We start from the raw sequence: 18,933 nt of genomic DNA on the forward strand, positions 1-18,933 counted from the left end.
GCTAACTACCGAAGGGTGAGGGATGGGCAGGCAGATCACGGAGATGCTGAAGGGCACGCTCGAGGGCATCGTGCTGGCGATCCTTGCCGCCCGTCCCGCCTACGGCTACGAGATCACGGCGAGCCTGCGCGCGCAGGGCTTCTCCGATATCGCGGAGGGCACCGTCTACGCACTGCTGGTGCGTGTGGAACAGCGCGGCCTCGTCGACGTGGAGAAGGTGCCCTCCGAGAAGGGTCCGCCGCGCAAGGTGTACTCCCTCAACGCGCAGGGACGCTACTACTTGGACGAGTTCTGGAGGACGTGGAGCTTCCTCGTGGAACGACTGGAACAGCTCCACGAAGGAGAAAGGCGATCGTGAACCTCTTGGAGAAGATCATCGGCGACTTCGGCAACAAACGCCGCTGGCGCGACTACCGGGTTCGGGTCAAGGCCCTCCCCGGTCCCTATCGGGAGACGGCGGAGGCGCTGGAGCGCTACCTGCTCTATTTCGGTGCGACGGAGGGCGACCTCTGGCTCACTGCCTTCGAGGATCTGGCGGATCTGTTCGAGCAGGCCTCGGCCGACGGCACCCCCGTCCGCGAGGTGGTGGGCAGCGATCCCGTCGATTTCGCCGAAGCCTTCGCGGCCAACTACGGCGGCGCGGGCTGGATCAACAAGGAGCGGCAGCGGCTGACCGAGGCTGTCGCGCGGGCCGAACAGCAGCAGGACGGGGCGGGCGCATGACCGCGCCGGCGGCCACCGGTCCGGCGATCCGGGTGCGCGGCCTGGAGAAGTCCTACAAGGAGCTGCGCGTCCTGCGCGGCGTCGACTTCGAGGTGGAGCGGGGCAGCATCTTCGCGCTGCTCGGGTCCAACGGGGCCGGCAAGACCACCGCGGTCAAGATCCTGGCCACGCTGCTGCGGGCCGATGCCGGGAGCTGCGAGGTGGCCGGCTTCGACGTGGTGTCCCAGGCCGAACGGGTGCGGGAGTCGATCAGCCTCACCGGCCAGTTCGCCGCCGTCGACGAAGTGCTGACCGGCAGGGAGAACCTGGTGATGATCGCACTGCTCCTGCACCTCGGGGATCCGGGCGCCATCGCCGACGACCTGCTCGCCCGCTTCTCACTGACCGACGCGGGTGGTCGACGAGTGGCCACCTACTCCGGAGGCATGCGGCGCCGCCTCGACATCGCGATGAGCCTCATCGGGAACCCGCCTGTTGTCTTCCTCGACGAGCCGACGACGGGCCTCGACCCCCAGGCGCGGATCGAGGTGTGGCAGGCCGTCACCACGCTCGCGAAGGGCGGAACGACGGTGCTGCTCACCACGCAGTACCTGGACGAGGCCGAGCAGCTGGCCGACCGGATCGCGATCCTGCACGAGGGGCGGATCATCGTCGACGGCACGCTGGCGGAGCTCAAGAAGCTGCTGCCGCCCGCGAAGGTGGAGTACATCGAGAAGCAGCCGACGCTCGAAGAGGTCTTCCTCGCCGTCGTCGGCCACGACAAGCGAGGAGAGGTGGCATGAGCAGTCACGTCATGGCCGATACGGCGGTGCTCACCGGCCGGTCCCTGCGCCACATCCTGCGCAGCCCGGACACCATCATCACCACGGCGCTCATGCCGATCGCCATGATGCTGCTGTTCGTCTACGTCTTCGGTGGCGCGGTGGACACCGGGCAGGGGGTGGGCGGCGGCTCCTATGTGAGCTATCTGCTGCCGGGCATCCTGCTGATCACGGTGGCCTCCGGCATCGCCTACACCGCCTTCCGGCTCTTCATGGACATGAGCGGCGGCATCGTCGAGCGCTTCCGCTCGATGCCGGTCGCCCGGTCGAGCGTGCTGTGGGCGCACGTGTTCACCTCCCTTGTCGCGATCCTCGCGTCGCTCGTCGTGGTGGTCGGCGTGGCGCTGCTGATGGGCTTCCGCTCCAGTGCCGGGCCGCTCGCCTGGTTGGCGGTGGTTGGCATCCTGGTGCTCGTCACCTTGGCGCTCACCTGGATCGCCGTGATCCCGGGCCTGACCGCCAAGTCGGTAGACGGCGCCAGCGCGTTCTCCTACCCGCTGATCTTCCTTCCGTTCCTCAGCTCGGCCTTCGTGCCCACCGAGTCGATGCCCGGCCCGCTGCGCTGGTTCGCCGAGAACCAGCCGGTGACCGCCATCGTGGACACCATCCGGAGCCTGCTCGACGGACAGCCTGTGGGGGGCGATATCTGGGTGGCGCTGGCCTGGTGTGTCGGCATCCTCGCGGTCGCGTTCGTCGCGGCCACGGCGATCTACCGCCGCAAGGTCAGTTGAAGCAGTCGTTCGCGCGAAGATTGAGGCTAACGAGGTCATTTTCGTTCAGTTTCTCGGTGATCCGGGGTTTGTGAGGTTATGAACGTCAGCATGCTGACGTTCATAACCTGGCTACCGCGGGACAGGCCCAACCGGTGACGGAATCAACCTAGGTAGGGGTCCCGAGCTGACGGACTCAGCCTGCCGGGGCCTAAGAGACTCCATGGACAGGTGCCACCTTTCCGCAGGCCCTCTAAGCGGACGCAGCCAGCTCTTGCGCTCGTCCCAGCGGGACCGGCACCGGGGTTGCCGTGACGAAGGCCTGCATCGGGTCCTCCACGGGCGGCTCCGCCGGGCGGTAGTAGGGCGTTACGTAGATGGGTGTGCCCGGCTGGGAACGTCGCCCCTCGGCGAGCGCTCCGAGGTCGAGCGCGTCGAATCCGACCGCGTCCAGGAACGCCGCCACCCGGGCCTTCGCGTCGGCGTCGTCCCCGGCGATCGGCAGCGCGGTGCGGTCTGCGGCGCCGGCGGCCATGGGGAGCTGGGTGAGCCGGAGGAAGTCGACGTTGTTCATGCCCTTGATCACCGCAGCGTCCGGGAACGCAGAGGCCAGCAGTTCGCTCGAGGTGATGGTGCCCTCGTCGAGCGCGGCGATATGCCCATCGCGGTCCGGGTAGTAGTTCGTCGCGTCCAACACCGTCTTGCCTGCCAGGGCGGCCGCCGGGAGCTGGTCGTATGCCCCGAAGGGCAGGGCCAGCACCACCAGATCGGCCTGGGCGATCGCGCCCTCGACCGTGTCCGCCGATGCGGCGTCTCCGAGCTCCGTGACCAGGTCGCTCAGCGACTCCGGTCCGCGCGAGTTGGCCAGGACCACCGTCAGCCCCGCGGTCACGGCGAGCCGCGCCACACCTGCGCCGATGTTCCCGCTTCCGATGATGCCGATTGGTGCATCACTCATCTCTACCTCCCATATAGATAGTGCTTCCGAATAAGAAGCACAGTGAGATTGATAGTATCAGCCCATGACGAAGGCAACAGATCTCGCGCGAGAGATGAACGTCTTCGATCCCGGCTGCACGTCGCGGGCCGTGCTCGAACACGCCACGGGGAGATGGGGATCACTCGTGCTCGCCTCCTTGGTGGACAGGCCCCTCCGGTTTGCCGAGGTTCGCCGTGCGGTCACCGGCATCGGGGACCGGATGCTCTCGCAGACGCTTCAGCGACTCGAAGCCGACGGACTGGTCTCCCGCACCGAGCGCTCCACGATTCCGCCGCACGTCGAATATGCCCTCACCGACCTCGGCCGCCCCATCGCCGAGCGGGTCTGCGATCTCATCGAGGCCATCTATCGCCAGCTCCCCGGTATCGTCGCCCATCAGCGCTCCGCAGATGAAGCGTCCCGGCCCGGGGCCTGATGCGAGATTGACGAGGTCGAACTCGTTCAGTTGCTCGGCGATCCGGGGGGAGTGCGGTTGTGAACGTCGGCATAGCGACGTTCACAACCTCGCTAACGCTGGGCAGAGGCAACGGATGACGGAATTCACCTCAGTAATGGTCCGAGTCAGCTGGATTCAGCTCGCTCTTGCTCTGTTGGTTCCGCTGATCTTCGGCTGGCTTTCCTGCGTGGCTTGGGCACGGCTTCAGCTCGACCGTTGAGATGATTGACCCATGAAGATGTACGCGGCCCTGGGGGTGCTGGCCGGGCTTTCGGGCCTGGCGGTGTGGTTCCTGCGGGGCGGGCCGAAGCTGCCACCCGACACGGACGCGATCATCCAGCGGGTGTCGTGCCGCGATGTGACGCATGTCGTCTCCGGCGAGGTCGGTTACGCCGAGTCGAGCGGCGTTCGGATCTGGTACGAGATCATTCCCTCCGACGGGCCGGAGAAGGGCACGGTGCTGTTCAACATCGGGATGGGCGGGGACTCGCTGTTCTGGCCGCCGAGCTTCATCCGCCGGTTCACTCGCGCGGGATATCGCGTGATCAGATATGACCAGCGGGGCACAGGGGCCTCGGATTGGATGCCCGACTGGAGCCGCGCGCAGCCCTACTCGTTGCTGGACATGGCGGAAGATGCCGTCGCGGTCCTCGACGCCGCGATGGTGGACAAGGCACACGTGCTGGGACTGTCGCTCGGTGGCTTCGTCGCCCAGGAGATCGCCATCGCTCATCCGGCGCGCGTGGCTTCTCTGACGTTGTTGTCCACCGCGGCCGACCCCACCGACACCAGCCTTCCCGGCCCCCGGACCGGGGACCTGGTGCGTACTGGCCTCGCCGTGCTGCCCGTGTTGCGCTATCGCCTTCTCGGCGGTGAAGCCAACCTCGTCAAGGAGCGCGTCGCAAAGATGATGGGCGCCAAGGGATACGAGGATCTGGATGTCGAGGAGATGGCGGAACTGGTGCTCTACGACCTGCGGTACCGGCGCGGAGTGAACCTCCGCGCACTGATGCAGCATCAGGCCGCGGTGACCGTGACGAGGTCGAGATATGAGGCCTTGCGCGAGCTTCGGGTGCCGGCGTTGATTGTGCACGGCACAGCCGATGCCTTGCTTCCCGTCGAGCATGCTCACGCGCTCGCAGAACTGATCCCTGGTGCGCAGACCCTCTGGTTGGAGGGGGTGGGGCACCAGTTCCCGTACCCCGACATGGTGGCGGTCATGGACGCTGTCGTGTCACACCTTGACAGCGGCACGGTGGAGCTCGATCAGATCAGCGGAGCTGACTGAAGGCTTCAGCCCGTGCTGCGGGACCGGCGACGAGGATCAGGTCATCCGAAGTCAGGATGGTCTCCGCCGTGGCGTAGGTCCACGGCAGGGCCAGTGGCTTCACCGCGACGATCGTGACGCCGTGTTCGTGGCGCAGACTGGTCTTGCCCAGGGAGATGCCGACGATGCTGCGCGGAGGATTGGTCTTGACCAGCGCGAAGTCGTCGTCGATCTCGATGTAGTCCTGCATCCGGCCGCGCACCAGATGGGCCACGCGTCGCCCCATCTCATGCTCGGCGTAGACCACGTGGGGCACACCGAGTTGATCGAGGATCGCGCCATGCGCAGCGCTGTCGGCCTTCACCCAGATATGCGGGATGCCGAAGCGAAGCAGCAACGACGTGGTGAGGATGCTCGCCTCCAGATGGCTGCCGATCGCCACCACGACGCGATCGAACTCATGCACGGTGAGCTGGCGGAGCACCTCCTCCTTGGTGGCGTCGGCCTTGACCACGTGGGTCAGGCGGGCATTGTGAGCCTGGACGACCTCTTCGTTGGGGTCGATGCCGAGCACCTCGGTGCCGTTGTCCATCAGCTCGAGCGCGAGGGCGGACCCGAATCGGCCCAGCCCGATCACCGCCACGGCGTTCGCCGCCGCGACCTCGGTGGGATCGATCCCACCGAACAACCGTAATCTTCTAGCCAATGATCGGCCTTTCTCTGGGAAGTTCGTAGAGCAGACGTCGAGGGCGCAGCGCCAGCGCGGAAGCGAAGGTGATAGGCCCCAGGCGCCCGATGAACATGAGCGGAATCAGCACGGCCTGAGCCGCGGGCGGCAGGTCGGCGGTGATCCCGGTGGACAGCCCGACGGTGCCGAACGCGGAGACCACCTCGAACAGCAGGGCATCGAGCGCATGGTCGGTGAGCAGCATCAGGATCCAGGTGCACGCGACCACCAGCGCGACGGCCAGCAACGCCACCGCGATGGCCTGTCGGTGCACGCTGCGGGCAAGGCGCTTGCCGAAGACGTTGACGGCCGCGTCGCCCCGTAGTTCCGCGATGATGATGAAGAGCAAGACTGCGAAGGTGGTGATCTTGATGCCCCCCGCAGTGCCCGCCGGACCGCCGCCGATGAACATCAGGGCATCCATACCGAGCCACGACGCCTCGTTCATCCCGGCGATGTCGATGCTGTTGAAGCCGGCCGTGCGTGTTTGCACCGATTGGAAGAACCCTGCAAGCAGCTTCGCCGGCCATCCCAGCGCACCGAGGGTCTTGGGGTTGTTCCATTCGAGGATGGTGATGAACACGGTTCCGACGACCAGCAGCACGGCTGTGCCGGCCACAACCAGCCGGGTGTGCATCGACCAGAGCCTGGGCTCCTTCAGGTGGCGTCGCAACTGCATGAGCACCGGGAAGCCGAGGCCCCCCAGGATGATCGCGGCGGCGATCACGAGGCAGACCACAGGGTCGGCGACGTAGCGCATCAGGCTGTCGCTATGCAGACTGAACCCTGCGTTGTTGAACGCGGAGATGGCGTGGAAACCACCGAGCCAGAGCGCCTCCAACAGGTCTTGCTCGTAAGCGAGCCAGAACCAGGCGGTGAGCGCGACTGCGACGATGGCTTCGATCGTCAACGACCACAGCACGACCCCTTTGGCGAGGGAACTGACCCCGCTCAGCCCTGAACTCTTCACCTCAGCGGCGGTGACCAGGCGAGAACGCAGTGACAGTCTGCCCAGAACCGCGAAACCAACGACGGATGCAAAAGTCATCACGCCGAGCCCGCCGACCTGGATCAGGGAAAGGATGACGGCCTGGCCCAAGCCCGTCCAGTAAGTGGGGGTATCCACCACCACGAGGCCGGTGACGCACAACGCCGATGTGGCGGTGAACAGCGCATCGAGGAAGCCGGCTCCGCCCGGACCCACCCGGGCCGCGGGGAGCATCAACAACCCGGTGCCGATCGCGCCCGCGGCGAAGAAGCCCAGGACGATCACCTGAACGGGACGCAGGCCCGTCGGAGAAGGGTCTGCCGGACCTACCTTGCGGAGTAACGGCACCGCGTCAGCATAAACCTAAGGTGATTCGGCGAGGAAGGTCAGGATTGCTCGGACCCTGCGGTTCTCCTCGCTGGGGTCGAGGCCCAGCTTGGCGAAGATGTTCGAGACGTGCTTGGCCACCGCGGCACCGGAGAGGAACAGCTGCTCGGCGATCTGCGAGTTGGAGAGTCCTCGGGCCATCAGCTCCAGCACCTCGGCCTCGCGGGGCGTGAGTTCGCCGAGGCCCGAGCGGTTGGCGTGCATCATGGCCCGGGCCACCTCGGGGTCGATCACGACGCCGCCGGCGATCACCACGCGCAGCGACGAGATGAAGTCGGCCACCTGGGCGATCCGGTCCTTCAGCAGATAGCCCGAGCCGCCTGTGCCAGGCGGTAGCCCGAAGAGCTGCTGCGCATAGCCGGACGCGACGTACTGGCTGAGCACCAGCACCGAGAGCTCCGGATGCTGCGCCTTCAGGTCGAGCGCCACCTGCAGGCCGTCGCTGGTCATCGTCGGTGGCATCCGGGCGTCGGTGATCAGGGCATCGGGGAGCCGTCCGTCGGCGGCCAGCCGCGTCATCGTCTGGAGCAGAGCGTCGGCGCGGGATTCCTGGGCGACGATCTCGAACCCCTGGCGCTGCAGCAACCCGGCCAGCCCCTCGCGCAGCAGCGCGGAGTCGTCGGCGATCACGACGGTAGCCGCCCCCGTCATAGTGTGACCCCCGGCTCGCCTCGGTTCAGCAGCAACGGGATGAGCGCGGCCACCTGGGTGGGGCCGCCGGCCGGGCTGGACACGGAGAGCACCCCGCCGAAGGCTGCGAGCCGTTCGCGCATGCCCGCGAGGCCATGCCCGGAGAGCAGCCGTGCTCCGCCCGGCCCGTCGTCCATCACGGACGCGCGCAGGTCTTTGTCAGCGGCCAGCAGCACCGTGACGGTGGCGCCGGGGGCGTGTTTCGCCGCGTTGGCAAGCGCCTCGCAGGCGAAGAAGTACGCGGCGGCGAGCACTCCCTCAGGCAACCGGGGGAGCGGGTTGGGGCAGACGATCCGTACCTCCGAGGGGGAGCCCTGCGCCACATCGTGCAGCGCTGCCTCGAGCCCCTGTTCGCTCAGGATCTGCGGGTGGATGCCCCGAACGGTGGCGCGCAGCGCCTCCAGCCCTTTCGTGATCGCCGACGAGGCGTCGTCCAGCAGAGCCTTGAGCTGCGGGTCCGCGGCGACCGACGGGCTGAGCGATGCCTCGCCCACCTTCATCGCCGCCGCCACCAGATACTGCTGGGCACCGTCGTGGAGGTCGCGCTCGATGCGTCGGCGCTCCACCTCGTAGGCATCCACGATCGCGCGGCGCGACGCGGTGAGCTCTGCGATCGTACGGGTGGCCCTCGCCTCGTTGCTGGCCTCTCGCCTCCGCCGTCCGAACACCACGTAGCCAGCCTACCGGCGCAGCCGGACGGAAAAGGGTAGTGCTGGCTCTACCCTGGAAGTCGTCTTGGGGCTGTGGGGGAGAGGGCCCGCGTCGAATGGAATGGAGCCATGACACATCCACCCATGAACAACCAGCACGGACTCACCACCTACGACATCGCGCTCAGCTTCGGCCCGGTCCAGGCCCTCGCCGGCGTCTCGCTGTCGATCGCTCCCGGGGAGTCCGTGGCGATCATGGGCCCGTCGGGCTCAGGCAAGTCCACCTTGCTGCATTGCCTCTCCGGCGTGCTCACACCCACCGATGGCACGGTCTTCTTCGACGGCCAGGAGCTCTCGGGGCTGCGCGACAAGCAGCGCTCGCACCTGCGTCTCCAGCGCTTCGGGTTTGTCTTCCAGGACGGCCAGCTGATCCCCGAACTCTCAGCCCGGGAGAATGTGGCGCTGCCACTGCTGCTGACGGGCACCTCCCGCGGCTCCGCCATGCGCACCGCCGACGAGCGACTCAGCCAGCTCGGCATCGGTGACCTTCGCAACCGCCGCCCCGGTGACATGTCCGGCGGCCAGGCGCAGCGCGTCGCCATCGCGCGGGCGCTGGCGGGCAAGCCGAGCGTGGTGTTCGCGGACGAGCCCAGCGGCGCTCTCGACCAGGCCACCGGCCACGAGGTGATGCAGTTGCTCACCACGACGGTGCGGCTGGCCGGTGCCAGCCTCGTCCTGGTCACCCACGACATCAACGTCGCTCGCTGGTGCTCCCGGCTCGTCGAGATCCGCGACGGGCTGGTGCACAGCGACCGTCGCCTCGACCGGCAGGCGCCGACCGCATCCCTGGCGGGTGAGCAGCGATGAGCCAGACCATGACGCGCCCGGCGCCGGCCCGCGTGACGGGGCTGGGCGGGCTGACGCTGACCCTCACCAAGGCCCGCTTCGCCGCCCGCCAGGGCGACTCGACGCTCTATCTCTCCGCCACGGTCGCCTACCTGGTCACGTCCGCGCTGGCCCTGACCGTCGCCGGCGGCACCTGGATGTTCTACAACCGCTACCAGGATCCGGCGCTCAACCCGTTGCTGGAATCCATCGGCCCAGACGGCGTGATGCTGTCGTTGTCCTACCTGATCCTCGCGCTGCTGGCTTGCGCCCTGGTGGTGCCGTCCATGATCTCCCTCGCCGCCGCGGCGGCGGTGCTGGGTGCCCGAGGCCGCGAACGACGCCTCGCCGCGCTGCGGCTGCTCGGCCTGTCGTCGGGCGACGTGACCCGGATGTCCCTGGTGGACACCGTCCTCCAGGCGGTGATCGGCAGCCTGGGCGGCCTGGTCATCTACCTCGTGAGCCTGCCCGCCTGGCGTGCGCTGGTGATGCAAGGCAAGGCCATCGACGCCTCCGAGATGATGCTGCCGTGGTGGATGATCCTGGCGGTGCTCGCCGGCACCATTCTGATCGGGCTGGCGTCGACGGCCTGGGGACTCCAGCAGGTGCGCATCTCGCCGCTCGGCGTCTCCCGCCGCTCCGTGCCGCCGGCCCTGCGGATCTGGCGGCTGTGGGTGTTCCTCGGGCTGGTCGCCCTGTTCTTCGTGATCAACACGCTGGTGCCGCTGAACAGCGGGATGATCGCATGGCTGGTGATGATCGGCGTGATCGTCGTGGTGGTGCAAGGACTCAATCTGGTCGCGCCGTGGCTGTTGCAGCAGGTGGCTAAGCTCTTCGCCCACTCGTCGAATCCGTCGATCATGTGGGCGGCGCGACGCATCCAGGCCAACGCGAAGACCACCTGGAAGCGTGCCGGCGGCATCAGCCTGCTGTGCTTCATCGGTGGCTTCGTCGCGCTCACCCCGATGAGCCTCGGGACCGGGGCCTCGCAGGACGTCTTCGACGCGCTGACCTGGGACTTCACCAAGGGCGTCATCATCACGCTCGCGGTGGGCTTCGTCCTGACGTCGATCTCGATCTTCATCACGCAGGCGTCCGCAGTGTTCGAACGCGCCGAACAGACGGTCGCCATGGACAAGATGGGCGCCCCGGCCACCTACACCACCCAGGTGATGTGGCTGGAGACCCTCGGCCCGGTGATCATCGCGGTGGTCATCGGCGCGGGCCTCGGCGCGCTGCTGGCCATCCCGATGTACAACATGGCGACGAGCATGGGGCGGCAGTCCTCCGACGGCATCCTCGCGATGGGGGTCGTGATGGCGATCGGCATCCTGCTCGCCATGCTCGCGCTGGCCGCCTGCAGCCCGCTGCAGCGCCGGGTGCTCTCGGAGCACCGGAGGGCCAACGACTAGCGCTTATGTATTGCCTCGGGCGTCCGTCGACCTCATCGTCGGCGGACGCCTTCTTTTTCCGCACGAATCAGTGACATTATTCTTGGGGCAAAAGAGGAGGAATGCTGTGGGGCGAACAGCCGTCAACCGGGTTCATCGCGCGGAGGTCGCGGAGGTCCGACCGTTGACCGACGGACTGGTCCGGGTGGTCTTCGCCGGCCAGGGACTCGAGGGTTTCGTCTCATCGGGCGTCGGCGACGAGTATCTGCGGCTCTTCCTACCAACCGAGGGCTATGACGAGCCGGTACTTCCCGAGCCTACCGACGACGGCTACTGGCGGTTCCCCGACGGCGTCACCAGCACCACCGTGCGCACCTACACGGTGCGGGCGTGGGACGAGGCGGCTCGCCGGCTGACCATCGACTTCGTGGTGCACGACGGCGGCGTCGCGGCGCGATGGGCGATCGGCGCTCGGCCGGGCCATGTCGTCGGGGTGAACACCCCGCGCGCCCTCTACGCGGCGCCCGAGAACATCGACTGGCAGCTGCTCGTCGCCGACGCGACGGGGCTGCCGGCCGCGCTGCGCCTGATCGAGCAGGCGCCGGCGGGCGTTCGCACGCGCGTCGTCCTCGAAGTGGCCGGACCAGATGACGAACTGCCCGTCACCGTGCCCGACGGCGTCGAGCTGACCTGGGTGCACGGCGGCAACGGCCACGGTGCCAGCCGGCTGGTCGACGTCGTGCGCGCCAGCGAGTTCCCCCGGGCCCCGGGCTACGTGTGGGTGGCGGGTGAGGCCAGGGTGACCCGCGCCGTGCGCCGTTACCTGCGCCACGAACTAGGCCTGCCCGCGGCCGCCTACAAGGTGGTCGGGTACTGGACCGAAAAGGCCGAGCAGTGGATGGAGCGCTACGAGGCGCTGCCTGAGGAGCTACGCGCGCGGCTGAGTGCGATGTGGGCCGACACCAACCGCGACTCCGAGGAGATCGCCGACGAGTACGAGGCCATCCTGGAGGCGCGCGGCCTCTGAGGGCACTCCGGTGCGACGCGCCACTAGGTCTGGTCGAGACCGGGGGAGTCGTCGCTGCGGCGCGCGAGCCTGCGCACGTCGATGCCGCGAAGCCGCGCGAACTCCGCCGAGGCTCCGGTGATCAGCAGATCCGTGCTGCAGAGGGCGGGCACGTCGGCGGCGCCCATCAGGGTCAGCAGCGTGCGGATCTGGTCGATCCAGGAGGTCAGCTCGCCGATCAGCGCATCCACGCCCTCCTCGAGAAGGACGTGCAGGAAGTGCCCGCTGACGCCGACCGCCCGCGTGCCGAGAGCCAGCGCCCGCACCACGTCCAGCGGCGTGCGCACCCCGCCCGAGGCGAGCACCTCCACGGGCTGCCGCGCGGACGGCTGGGCCGAGAGCGCGGAGGAGAACGGCAGAGCTTCGAGCAGGCATTCGACGGTGGTCTGCCCCCAGCCGGCGAGGTAGCCGTACTCGCGACCGGCGCGCCGGCGGTTCTCGATGGCAGCGAAATCGGTTCCGCCGCGTCCGCTCACGTCGACGGTGCGCACGCCCCGCGCGACCACCTGGGCGATGCTCCTCGCGGAGAGCCCGAACCCCACTTCTTTGACGACGACCGGCACGTCGACGCCGTCGACGATCTCCTCGATCCGGTCGAGCCAGCCGCGGAAGTCGCGCTCGCCCTCGGGCATCACCAGCTCCTGGGCCGGGTTCACGTGAATCTGCAGTGCGTCGGCGTCCAGCAGCCCCACCGCCTGGCGCGCCTGCTCGACGGTGACCCCGGCGCCGACGTTCGCGAAGAGGAAAGCCTCAGGCGCGTTCTCTCTGATCACCCGGAAGGTGGGCGCCAGTTCGGGACTGCGGAGCGCGACGCTGACCGATCCGCTGGCCATGGCTACGCCGGTCGCGGCTGCGGCTCGCGCCAGATCGGCGTTGATCCTGCCGGTCTTCTCGCTGCCGCCCGTCATCGCGTTGATGTAGAACGGTGCCGGCCAGGCGCGCCCGGTGACGGTGGTGCCGATGTCGACGGCGTCGCGGAAGAGTTCGCTGAAAGAGTGGTGCATGAATCGCACGTCGTCGAAGCCACCGCGCCTTTCACCACGCAGTTCTTCGGCGATCCGGACGTGCTCGTCCTTGCGGTTGCTGTCGCCGTTGCTCATCGGAATCACCCCATCTGCCCTTCGGGCTGGTGGACATGCAGGTTGAGCACCCGGATGTCGGCCCTCTCCCATGCGGCCAGCAGCCCATCGACGTTGGCGTCGTCGTCGATGAGCACGATGCCGCAATCGCCTCCGCCGGCGCCCGAGGTCTTCGCCGCTCCGCCGTGCTGCTCCGCCGTCTCGATGAGATGGCGCAGCGTCGGCGTCTCGATCGTCATGCCGGTGCGTTCCCCGAGCTCCCTCAGCAGCTCGCGGTTGCGCCGGATCGCGGCGAGGATGTCGTTGGTCCGTCCCTCGTCCAGCGCCTCGATGAGCGCGTCGACGCACCAGCGGCTCTGCGTGAGGAACTGCAGGTAGTCCAGCCCGCTCTGGGACTTGCGTGCCTGCACGGCTCCCACCAGACGCGACGTCGACGCCGGCGAGCCCGTCCATCCCACAAGCAGCCGGAGGCCTTCGGGCGGCGGCACGCGTCGCACGGATAGGCCGGGCCATTCCATGGTGAGCAGCTCTGCCGACGTGTGGTCGCGTCGCGCGGCGCGGACCCATTCCCGGTCGAAGGCGGTGTAGGCGATCCATCCTCCGAACATGCTGGCGACGATGTCGCCGCCGGAGCCCGACCGCTGCACCTCGATGCTCGCGAGCAGGGCGAGTTTCAGCTGCTCCATGCGGCTCAGATCCAGGCGATAGTGGGCGCACAGCGCGCGGACGGTGGCGACCGTCACCGCGGCGGAGGAGCCAAGGCCGAACTTGCGGCCGGAGTCGTCGTCGAGCTCGCTGGTGATGTTGAGGTCGAAGATCTTCAGCGGTTCGCCGAGCGCCAGCGCGACCTCCTCCACGACGCGGATCGCCGCCAGCACGAAGCTGAACGGGGCGTGATCCGGCTCGACGACCATGTCGCTGTCGCGTCGGTACCACTCCAGCCAGCTGCCCGCGTGGAGATCCGACGTGATCCGGCCCGTCTCGGCCGCGTCCCGCACCCGCACCGTGACGTAGCGGTCAACGGCGACCAGCACGGCGGGAAAGCCCGCCTCCACGACGGCGTACTCGCCGGCGACATAGAGCTTGCCCGGCGCCCTCACTTCAGTGGCCCACGCGTGGCTCATCAGATCACCTTCAGCGCGGGGCCGGCATGGGTCACGATCGTCCGCAGGTTCGGCACCGACGGGGCCAGCCTCTCGCGCAGCCGCGCCGCCAGCGCCTCAGCCTGATCGGCGCGGGTGAGCACCTTGACGTTGGGTCCGGCGTCCATCGTCGCCCACGCCGGCACCCCGGCTGCCCTGGCATCCCGGACGGCCCAGAGCGCCGCGTGGCTCGCATCCGTCAGGTAGTCGACCGGCGGGGTGGCCGCGCGCATGGTGGCGTGCATGCCCAGCGCGTTGGCCTCCGCCACCTCGCCCAGCCGGGCGAGATCCCGGTGGGCCACGGCGTCCAAGGCCTCCGCCAGCTGGTCGGCGTGCCGGCGCACCCAAGGCTCGTACTCCGGCGACGTCTGCACCGTCCGGCGCATCGCCTCACGACTGGAGACGGCCTTCTGACCCGCATCCAGGACGAGCACGACGATGGCCAGCTGGGCGGCGAAGTCGTCACCGTCCGCGCTCACGCCCAGCGGCTCCGCGTAGGACGACGCGTCGTCGGTGCCGGCATGCCAGATGGCCAGCCCGCCGAAGATCGAGCGCGACGCCGAGCCGGAGCCACGCCTGGCCAGCCGGGACAGCTCTCGGGGGTCGAGGCTCAGCCCCGCCGCTGCGGCCGCGGCACCCGTCAGCGCCGCGAAACCGGAGGCGGAGCTGGCGAGCCCAGCAGCTGTCGGCACCGTGTTCAGCGAGGTGATCTCCGCCGGAGCGCCGATGCCCGCGCGCTCGCGGACCAGGTCGAGCAGCGCCACGATGCGGGCGAGGGCTCGCTCTGTCACCGGTACGCCGTCGATGGTGGCCCGGTCCGCGTCGCCCTCGTGGGCGTCGTCGAGGAACCGGACCGTCGTGGTGGCGTACAGCTCGTTGAGCGTCAGCGAGAGGCTCGACGTGCGGGGGAGGATGAGCCGGTCGTCGGCCTTGCCCCAGTACTTGATGAGGGCGATGTTGGCGTGCGCGGTCGCCGTCGCGGTGCCAGGCCGGGTCATGCGGCCACCTCCTCGCTCGACGGGGCGTGGCTCCAGGTGGCGTCAGCGCCGGCATCCCGCATCGCAGCCTCCACCAGCTGGGCGTCCTGGCGGGTGCGGGCGAGCGCGATGACGCAGCCGCCACCGCCTCCGCCGGTGAGCTTGCCGCCGAGGGCCCCGGCGCCCAGGGCCGCAGAGACCAGCGCGTCGAGGCGATCGTTGCTGACCCCGAGCGCCGAGAGCAGCGCGTGGGACTCCGTCATCTTGGCCCCGAGGCGCTCGACGCGCCCCTCACGAAGGTCGTCCAGCGCCTCGGTGGTGATCTCGCCCAGCCGAACCAGGCGTTCGTTGGTGGCCTCGAAGAACTCGTCGTATTGCCGCCGCACTTGGGCGACCGTTTCACGGGTGCTGCCCTGGATGCCGGAGTCGGCGATGACGATCCAGGCGTTGAGCGTCAGGTCCAACTGGGTGGTGCGTCCGGCCTGGAAGTGGACGGGTGCCGTCGCCGAGGTGGCCACGGCATCGAGCCCGGAGGGACGCCCGTGGGCCACCTTCTCGGCCTCCTGGGTCAGGTCGAAGATCTCCTCCGGGGTGGCCGACGCGTCGTAGGCGTCGAGGACCGCGCGAATGACGGCGCCCGCCGCTGCGGCCGACGAGCCGAGCCCCCGCTGCGCCGGGAACTCCGACTCCGTGGTGAGGGCCAGCCGCGCCTCCGGTGCCCCGACGAACTCCGTCGCGACGGCGGCTGCGCGCTGGATGCTGGCGAAGTGCGACGGGGCATCGCTGAGGGCCCCAGACCAGCCGAGCGCGGTGAGCGTGCTCGGCGCGTCGTTCTCCCTCACCGGCTCCACCGTCGCCCGCATGCGCAGCGACCGCAGCGGCAACGCGATGGCGGGGTGACCGTAGACCACGGAATGCTCCCCGAAGAGGATGATCTTGGCCGCGGTCTGGCCGAGTCCGACGTGTGGCGTCACGAGAGCCCTTCTCATAGCAGGTTCTGCACGATCCAAGGGGAGGCGTACAGCGTCATGAACTGTACGCCGTAACCCACGCCCAGCTTGTTGAAGGTGCCGCAGGCGATGCCAACGAGAAGAACGCCGAAGATGTTGGCCACGCCCGCGTCGAGGAAGGCCAGCAGCAGGATGAAGCCGACGAACAGGCCGAGCACCGCCTCGTGCGGGATGTAGCGCATCACGAAGTAGGTGATCTGGTACGAGTAGCGCACCGCGATGATGTAGGTGACCACCAGCGCCAGCAGTGCTCCGACGAGCACCGCCGCGACGAACTGCCCGGTGCTGAGCAGGTGGTGCAGGTTGTTGTCGAGCGAGAGCACCGGGGGAGCGTTGAACAGCGCCTGCGCGGGGCCGATCGCCACCGGCGACAGCGGAATGCCGACGGCGAGCAGCGGGATGATCGTTCCGGACAGATAGGCCGCGTGCGCGATGCCGTTCATCGCCGTGATCGAGCGGTTGGCCTTCGTGAGGCGATCGCCGCCGCGCCCCTCGGCGGCCCTGCCCAGCAGGAAGGTCAGCCCGACGGGGCTGAGCACGAACAGGGGGGTGGTGATCAGGGACAGCAACCCGGTGCGCGCGGCCTCGCCCTTGGTCAGGATGTTGTGGGGGACCAGCGACTGTCCCTTCAGCTCCCGGCGCGAGATGTTCAGCTGGACGGGGCGGCGACGCGGCAGCGCGTCGCGCTTCTTGCGGTTGAGGAGGCCGAGGATCGACACCAGCATGGGTCCGATGGTGATGCCGAGGAAGAACGACACCGAGATGCTGCCGTCCTCTGGGATGACGCCCTGCGCGCGATACAGCGAGAGCAGCCCCTGGAACAGCAGCGACAGCGGGACGATGGCGAGCAGCGACAGCAGCCGGTTCGCGCCCAGCAGCGCCAGGACCACCGCGCCGATGACGAACAGCAGCGAGCCGTATTGGCGCAGGGTCTCCGCATAGGGGGTGATCGCCGTCGCGATGGCCAGGCTCACCGGGATCGCCACGACGGTGCCGATCGCGCTGCCGGCCGCCATCTTCTTGATGGTCTCCGCCGCCCTGCCCTGTTCCTTCAGATAGAGCGAGTCCTCCATCATCGGGGTGGACAAGACGCCGCCCGGCAGGCCGACGAGGGCGGTGGGGATGGCGTTGGTGAGATTGAGGGTGACGATGGCCGCGATGAAGAAGGTGAGCACCACGATCGGGGCGACGCCGGCCAGCACAAGCGCGAGGGTCACGGGCACCAGCACGCTGGTCTCGTCGGTGCCGGGGATGAAACCGATGAAGGTGTAGAGCAGGATCGCCGCGACGGCCGCGATCGGCAGCTGGACGAGCAGAGAGACGTCCATATCAGGAGGCGGATGTCGTGGTGGTGGACCCCGCCTCGGCAAGGGCCGCGCTGCTGTCGTCGGCGAGGTCGTCGTCGCCGACGATCCGCACGTCGCGCTTGGGGGAGATGAGCACGGCGCAGACGATGAAACCGATCACGGATCCGCCGAGGCCCCAGAGGAACAGGTTTGCGGAGAGAGCGGTGGCGATGAGCAGCGCGATGGCGGTGGTGGCCGCGCAGCAGATGAGCGACCAGGTCAGGTGTCCGGCCGAGACCAGGTCGTTCCACACCTCGATGTACTGCTCGTCGTGATCGAGCGGAGGGGCATCGGGTGAATCAAATTTAGGCACGACAACGTAGCTTAATTCTTCGGTGGGTTGTTGACAATCGCGCGGGCTGGCGGCGGAAAACGCGGAGTTCCTGAGAAATTTTGATTTTATTCTCAGAATTGAGAGACTTTGTTCGTGTCATTGAACTCGGCTCGGGGGAACCTGCTGTGAAGAAGAAGATCGTTGCCTTCGGGGTGGCCTCGTTGCTCGTCGCCGGTGGCGTGATCGCCGGCGCGGTGCTGCATAACGACGTCCAGCTCGACATCGACGGCGAGGTGATCGCCGCCGGCGGATTCAATGCCACCGTCGCCGACGTGTTGGCGGCGCAGAACGTCGAGGTGTCCGACGAAGACCTCGTGCTGCCCTCGCTCGACTCTGCGGTGTCCGACGGAAGCATGGTCACCGTGCGCTACGCCAGGGACATCGTCTTGGATATCGACGGCGAGCCTCTGACCATCACCACCACGGCCCTGACCTTGGACGAGGCTCTCGACGCCGCCGCCCTCGCCGACCCCGAGGGCATGGAACAGGCCTGGCTGTCGGTGTCCCGCTCGGCTGCCGTTCCGCGTTCGGGCCTGGACGTCGACGTGCGGATGCCCAAGACCGTCACGCTGAGCGTCGGCGGTGAGAAGGCCGAGGAGCTGACCAGCACCGTCGCCACCGTGGCCGACCTGCTCGCGGAGCAGAACCTCACCGTCGGGGAGACCGACAAGCTGACGCCGAAGGCGGGCACCGCGCTGGTCGACGATCTTGAGATCGTGCTCGACCGCGTCGTCGTGACCACGGAGACCAAGACCGAGAAGACCGCCTTCACGACGATCGAGAAGAAGGACTCCACCCTGCTCAAGGGCACCACCGAGGTGGCGACCAAGGGCAAGAAGGGCAAGATCAAGCGCACCTACGAGGTCACCACCGTCAACGGCAAGGAGACCGATCGGGAGGTCGTCAAGGAGAAGGTGCTGGCCGAGCCCGTCGACAAGGTTGTCAAGGTGGGCACCAAGGTCGAGGTGAAGACCTCCAACAGCTCGTCCTCCAGCGGTTCCTCCGGTGGCTCGTCGAGCGGTGCGGGCATCAACATGGCCAACGAGGGCATGTGGGACAGGATCGCCCAGTGCGAGTCCAGCGGCGACTGGAGCATCAACACGGGCAACGGCTACTACGGCGGCCTGCAGTTCAGCCTGGAGACCTGGCGCGGCGTCAATGGCCAGGACTTCGCGGAGTACCCCCACCAGGCGACCCGCGCGGAGCAGATCACCGTGGCCAACCGCCTCTACGCCCAGCGCGGCACGCAGCCCTGGTCCTGCGCCTAGGCTCTACGGCCTTCAAGGGTCTTCAAGATCCCGTCG

At 68.2% G+C, this 18,933-nt stretch carries 21 protein-coding genes; 10 read left to right on the forward strand and 11 right to left on the reverse strand.

Annotated elements, in window-relative coordinates; genetic code table 11:
• Positions 1 to 22 precede the first annotated feature (22 nt).
• From P0D62_RS09570 to P0D62_RS09585, 4 genes are read left to right on the forward strand one after another with little or no spacing between them, the layout of a single operon-like run.
• Complete coding sequence (locus P0D62_RS09570) at positions 23 to 358, forward strand: PadR family transcriptional regulator (RefSeq protein ID WP_275702408.1); 336 nt, start codon at positions 23 to 25, stop codon at positions 356 to 358.
• Positions 355 to 723 (forward strand): DUF1048 domain-containing protein, encoded by a 369-nt coding sequence (locus tag P0D62_RS09575; RefSeq protein WP_275702409.1) that lies wholly within the window; start codon positions 355 to 357, stop codon positions 721 to 723. Before P0D62_RS09570 ends, P0D62_RS09575 begins: the two co-directional genes overlap by 4 nt.
• Positions 720 to 1,505, forward strand: coding sequence for an ABC transporter ATP-binding protein (locus tag P0D62_RS09580; protein ID WP_275702410.1), 786 nt, complete (start codon positions 720 to 722; stop codon positions 1,503 to 1,505). The genes P0D62_RS09575 and P0D62_RS09580 overlap by 4 nt, the downstream gene beginning before the upstream one ends.
• Positions 1,502 to 2,275: an ABC transporter permease gene (locus P0D62_RS09585; protein WP_275702411.1), complete on the forward strand. Its 774-nt coding sequence runs from the start codon at positions 1,502 to 1,504 to the stop codon at positions 2,273 to 2,275. The genes P0D62_RS09580 and P0D62_RS09585 overlap by 4 nt, the downstream gene beginning before the upstream one ends.
• A 232-nt stretch (positions 2,276 to 2,507) precedes the next feature.
• Here the strand turns inward: P0D62_RS09585 and P0D62_RS09590 are convergent, their stop codons facing one another.
• Positions 2,508 to 3,212: an NADPH-dependent F420 reductase gene (locus P0D62_RS09590; RefSeq protein WP_275702412.1), complete on the reverse strand. Its 705-nt coding sequence runs from the start codon at positions 3,210 to 3,212 to the stop codon at positions 2,508 to 2,510.
• A 64-nt stretch (positions 3,213 to 3,276) separates the two neighbouring features.
• Between P0D62_RS09590 and P0D62_RS09595 the strand changes: the two genes are divergently transcribed.
• Positions 3,277 to 3,669, forward strand: coding sequence for a winged helix-turn-helix transcriptional regulator (locus P0D62_RS09595; protein ID WP_275702413.1), 393 nt, complete (start codon positions 3,277 to 3,279; stop codon positions 3,667 to 3,669).
• Between the two features lie 253 nt (positions 3,670 to 3,922).
• Positions 3,923 to 4,978, forward strand: a complete 1,056-nt coding sequence (locus P0D62_RS09600) for an alpha/beta fold hydrolase (RefSeq protein WP_275702414.1) — start codon at positions 3,923 to 3,925, stop codon at positions 4,976 to 4,978.
• Here the strand turns inward: P0D62_RS09600 and P0D62_RS09605 are convergent.
• Genes P0D62_RS09605 through P0D62_RS09620 form a run of 4 tightly spaced genes read right to left on the reverse strand, consistent with a single transcriptional unit; the run spans position 4,962 to position 8,420 of the window.
• The gene (locus P0D62_RS09605) at positions 4,962 to 5,645 is read right to left on the reverse strand and encodes a potassium channel family protein (protein ID WP_275702415.1); all 684 of its coding nucleotides are present in this window, start codon (positions 5,643 to 5,645) and stop codon (positions 4,962 to 4,964) included. The genes P0D62_RS09600 and P0D62_RS09605 overlap by 17 nt on opposite strands.
• Before the next feature lie 10 nt (positions 5,646 to 5,655).
• Positions 5,656 to 7,020 carry a TrkH family potassium uptake protein gene (locus P0D62_RS09610; RefSeq protein ID WP_275702416.1) on the reverse strand — a complete coding sequence of 455 codons (1,365 nt, stop codon included), beginning with the start codon at positions 7,018 to 7,020 and terminating at the stop codon, positions 5,656 to 5,658.
• A gap of 15 nt (positions 7,021 to 7,035) precedes the next feature.
• The gene (locus P0D62_RS09615) at positions 7,036 to 7,710 is read right to left on the reverse strand and encodes a response regulator transcription factor (RefSeq protein ID WP_275702417.1); all 675 of its coding nucleotides are present in this window, start codon (positions 7,708 to 7,710) and stop codon (positions 7,036 to 7,038) included.
• Entirely contained in the window at positions 7,707 to 8,420 is a 714-nt protein-coding gene (locus tag P0D62_RS09620) for a sensor histidine kinase (RefSeq protein ID WP_275702418.1), read from the reverse strand. Before P0D62_RS09620 ends, P0D62_RS09615 begins: the two co-directional genes overlap by 4 nt.
• A 108-nt stretch (positions 8,421 to 8,528) precedes the next feature.
• Between P0D62_RS09620 and P0D62_RS09625 the strand changes: the two genes are divergently transcribed.
• The 3 genes from P0D62_RS09625 (at position 8,529) to P0D62_RS09635 (ending at position 11,702) form a co-directional block, all read left to right on the forward strand.
• Positions 8,529 to 9,266 carry an ABC transporter ATP-binding protein gene (locus P0D62_RS09625; RefSeq protein WP_275702419.1) on the forward strand — a complete coding sequence of 246 codons (738 nt, stop codon included), beginning with the start codon at positions 8,529 to 8,531 and terminating at the stop codon, positions 9,264 to 9,266.
• Between the two features lie 8 nt (positions 9,267 to 9,274).
• Positions 9,275 to 10,696, forward strand: coding sequence for an FtsX-like permease family protein (locus P0D62_RS09630; protein ID WP_275702420.1), 1,422 nt, complete (start codon positions 9,275 to 9,277; stop codon positions 10,694 to 10,696).
• A 106-nt stretch (positions 10,697 to 10,802) separates the two neighbouring features.
• Complete coding sequence (locus tag P0D62_RS09635) at positions 10,803 to 11,702, forward strand: siderophore-interacting protein (protein WP_275702421.1); 900 nt, start codon at positions 10,803 to 10,805, stop codon at positions 11,700 to 11,702.
• Between the two features lie 23 nt (positions 11,703 to 11,725).
• Here the strand turns inward: P0D62_RS09635 and fni are convergent, their stop codons facing one another.
• From fni to P0D62_RS09665, 6 genes are read right to left on the reverse strand one after another with little or no spacing between them, the layout of a single operon-like run.
• Positions 11,726 to 12,841, reverse strand: coding sequence for a type 2 isopentenyl-diphosphate Delta-isomerase (gene fni, locus P0D62_RS09640; protein WP_275702422.1), 1,116 nt, complete (start codon positions 12,839 to 12,841; stop codon positions 11,726 to 11,728).
• Between the two features lie 5 nt (positions 12,842 to 12,846).
• Positions 12,847 to 13,944 carry a phosphomevalonate kinase gene (locus P0D62_RS09645; RefSeq protein ID WP_275702423.1) on the reverse strand — a complete coding sequence of 366 codons (1,098 nt, stop codon included), beginning with the start codon at positions 13,942 to 13,944 and terminating at the stop codon, positions 12,847 to 12,849.
• Entirely contained in the window at positions 13,944 to 14,960 is a 1,017-nt protein-coding gene (gene mvaD, locus P0D62_RS09650) for a diphosphomevalonate decarboxylase (protein WP_275702424.1), read from the reverse strand. Before mvaD ends, P0D62_RS09645 begins: the two co-directional genes overlap by 1 nt.
• Complete coding sequence (gene mvk / locus P0D62_RS09655) at positions 14,957 to 15,913, reverse strand: mevalonate kinase (RefSeq protein ID WP_275702425.1); 957 nt, start codon at positions 15,911 to 15,913, stop codon at positions 14,957 to 14,959. The genes mvaD and mvk overlap by 4 nt, the downstream gene beginning before the upstream one ends.
• An 11-nt stretch (positions 15,914 to 15,924) precedes the next feature.
• Positions 15,925 to 17,277, reverse strand: coding sequence for a tripartite tricarboxylate transporter permease (locus tag P0D62_RS09660; protein WP_275702426.1), 1,353 nt, complete (start codon positions 17,275 to 17,277; stop codon positions 15,925 to 15,927).
• A gap of 1 nt (position 17,278) precedes the next feature.
• Complete coding sequence (locus tag P0D62_RS09665; RefSeq protein WP_275702427.1) at positions 17,279 to 17,608, reverse strand: hypothetical protein; 330 nt, start codon at positions 17,606 to 17,608, stop codon at positions 17,279 to 17,281.
• Positions 17,609 to 17,754: 146 nt separating this feature from the next.
• Here P0D62_RS09665 and P0D62_RS09670 point away from each other — a divergent pair, with 146 nt between their 5' ends.
• Positions 17,755 to 18,897, forward strand: coding sequence for a resuscitation-promoting factor (locus P0D62_RS09670; RefSeq protein ID WP_275702428.1), 1,143 nt, complete (start codon positions 17,755 to 17,757; stop codon positions 18,895 to 18,897).
• The last annotated feature ends 36 nt before the right edge of the window (positions 18,898 to 18,933 follow it).

The sequence above is a fragment of the Tessaracoccus caeni genome, assembly GCF_029211185.1.
Lineage (GTDB): Bacteria > Actinomycetota > Actinomycetes > Propionibacteriales > Propionibacteriaceae > Arachnia > Arachnia caeni.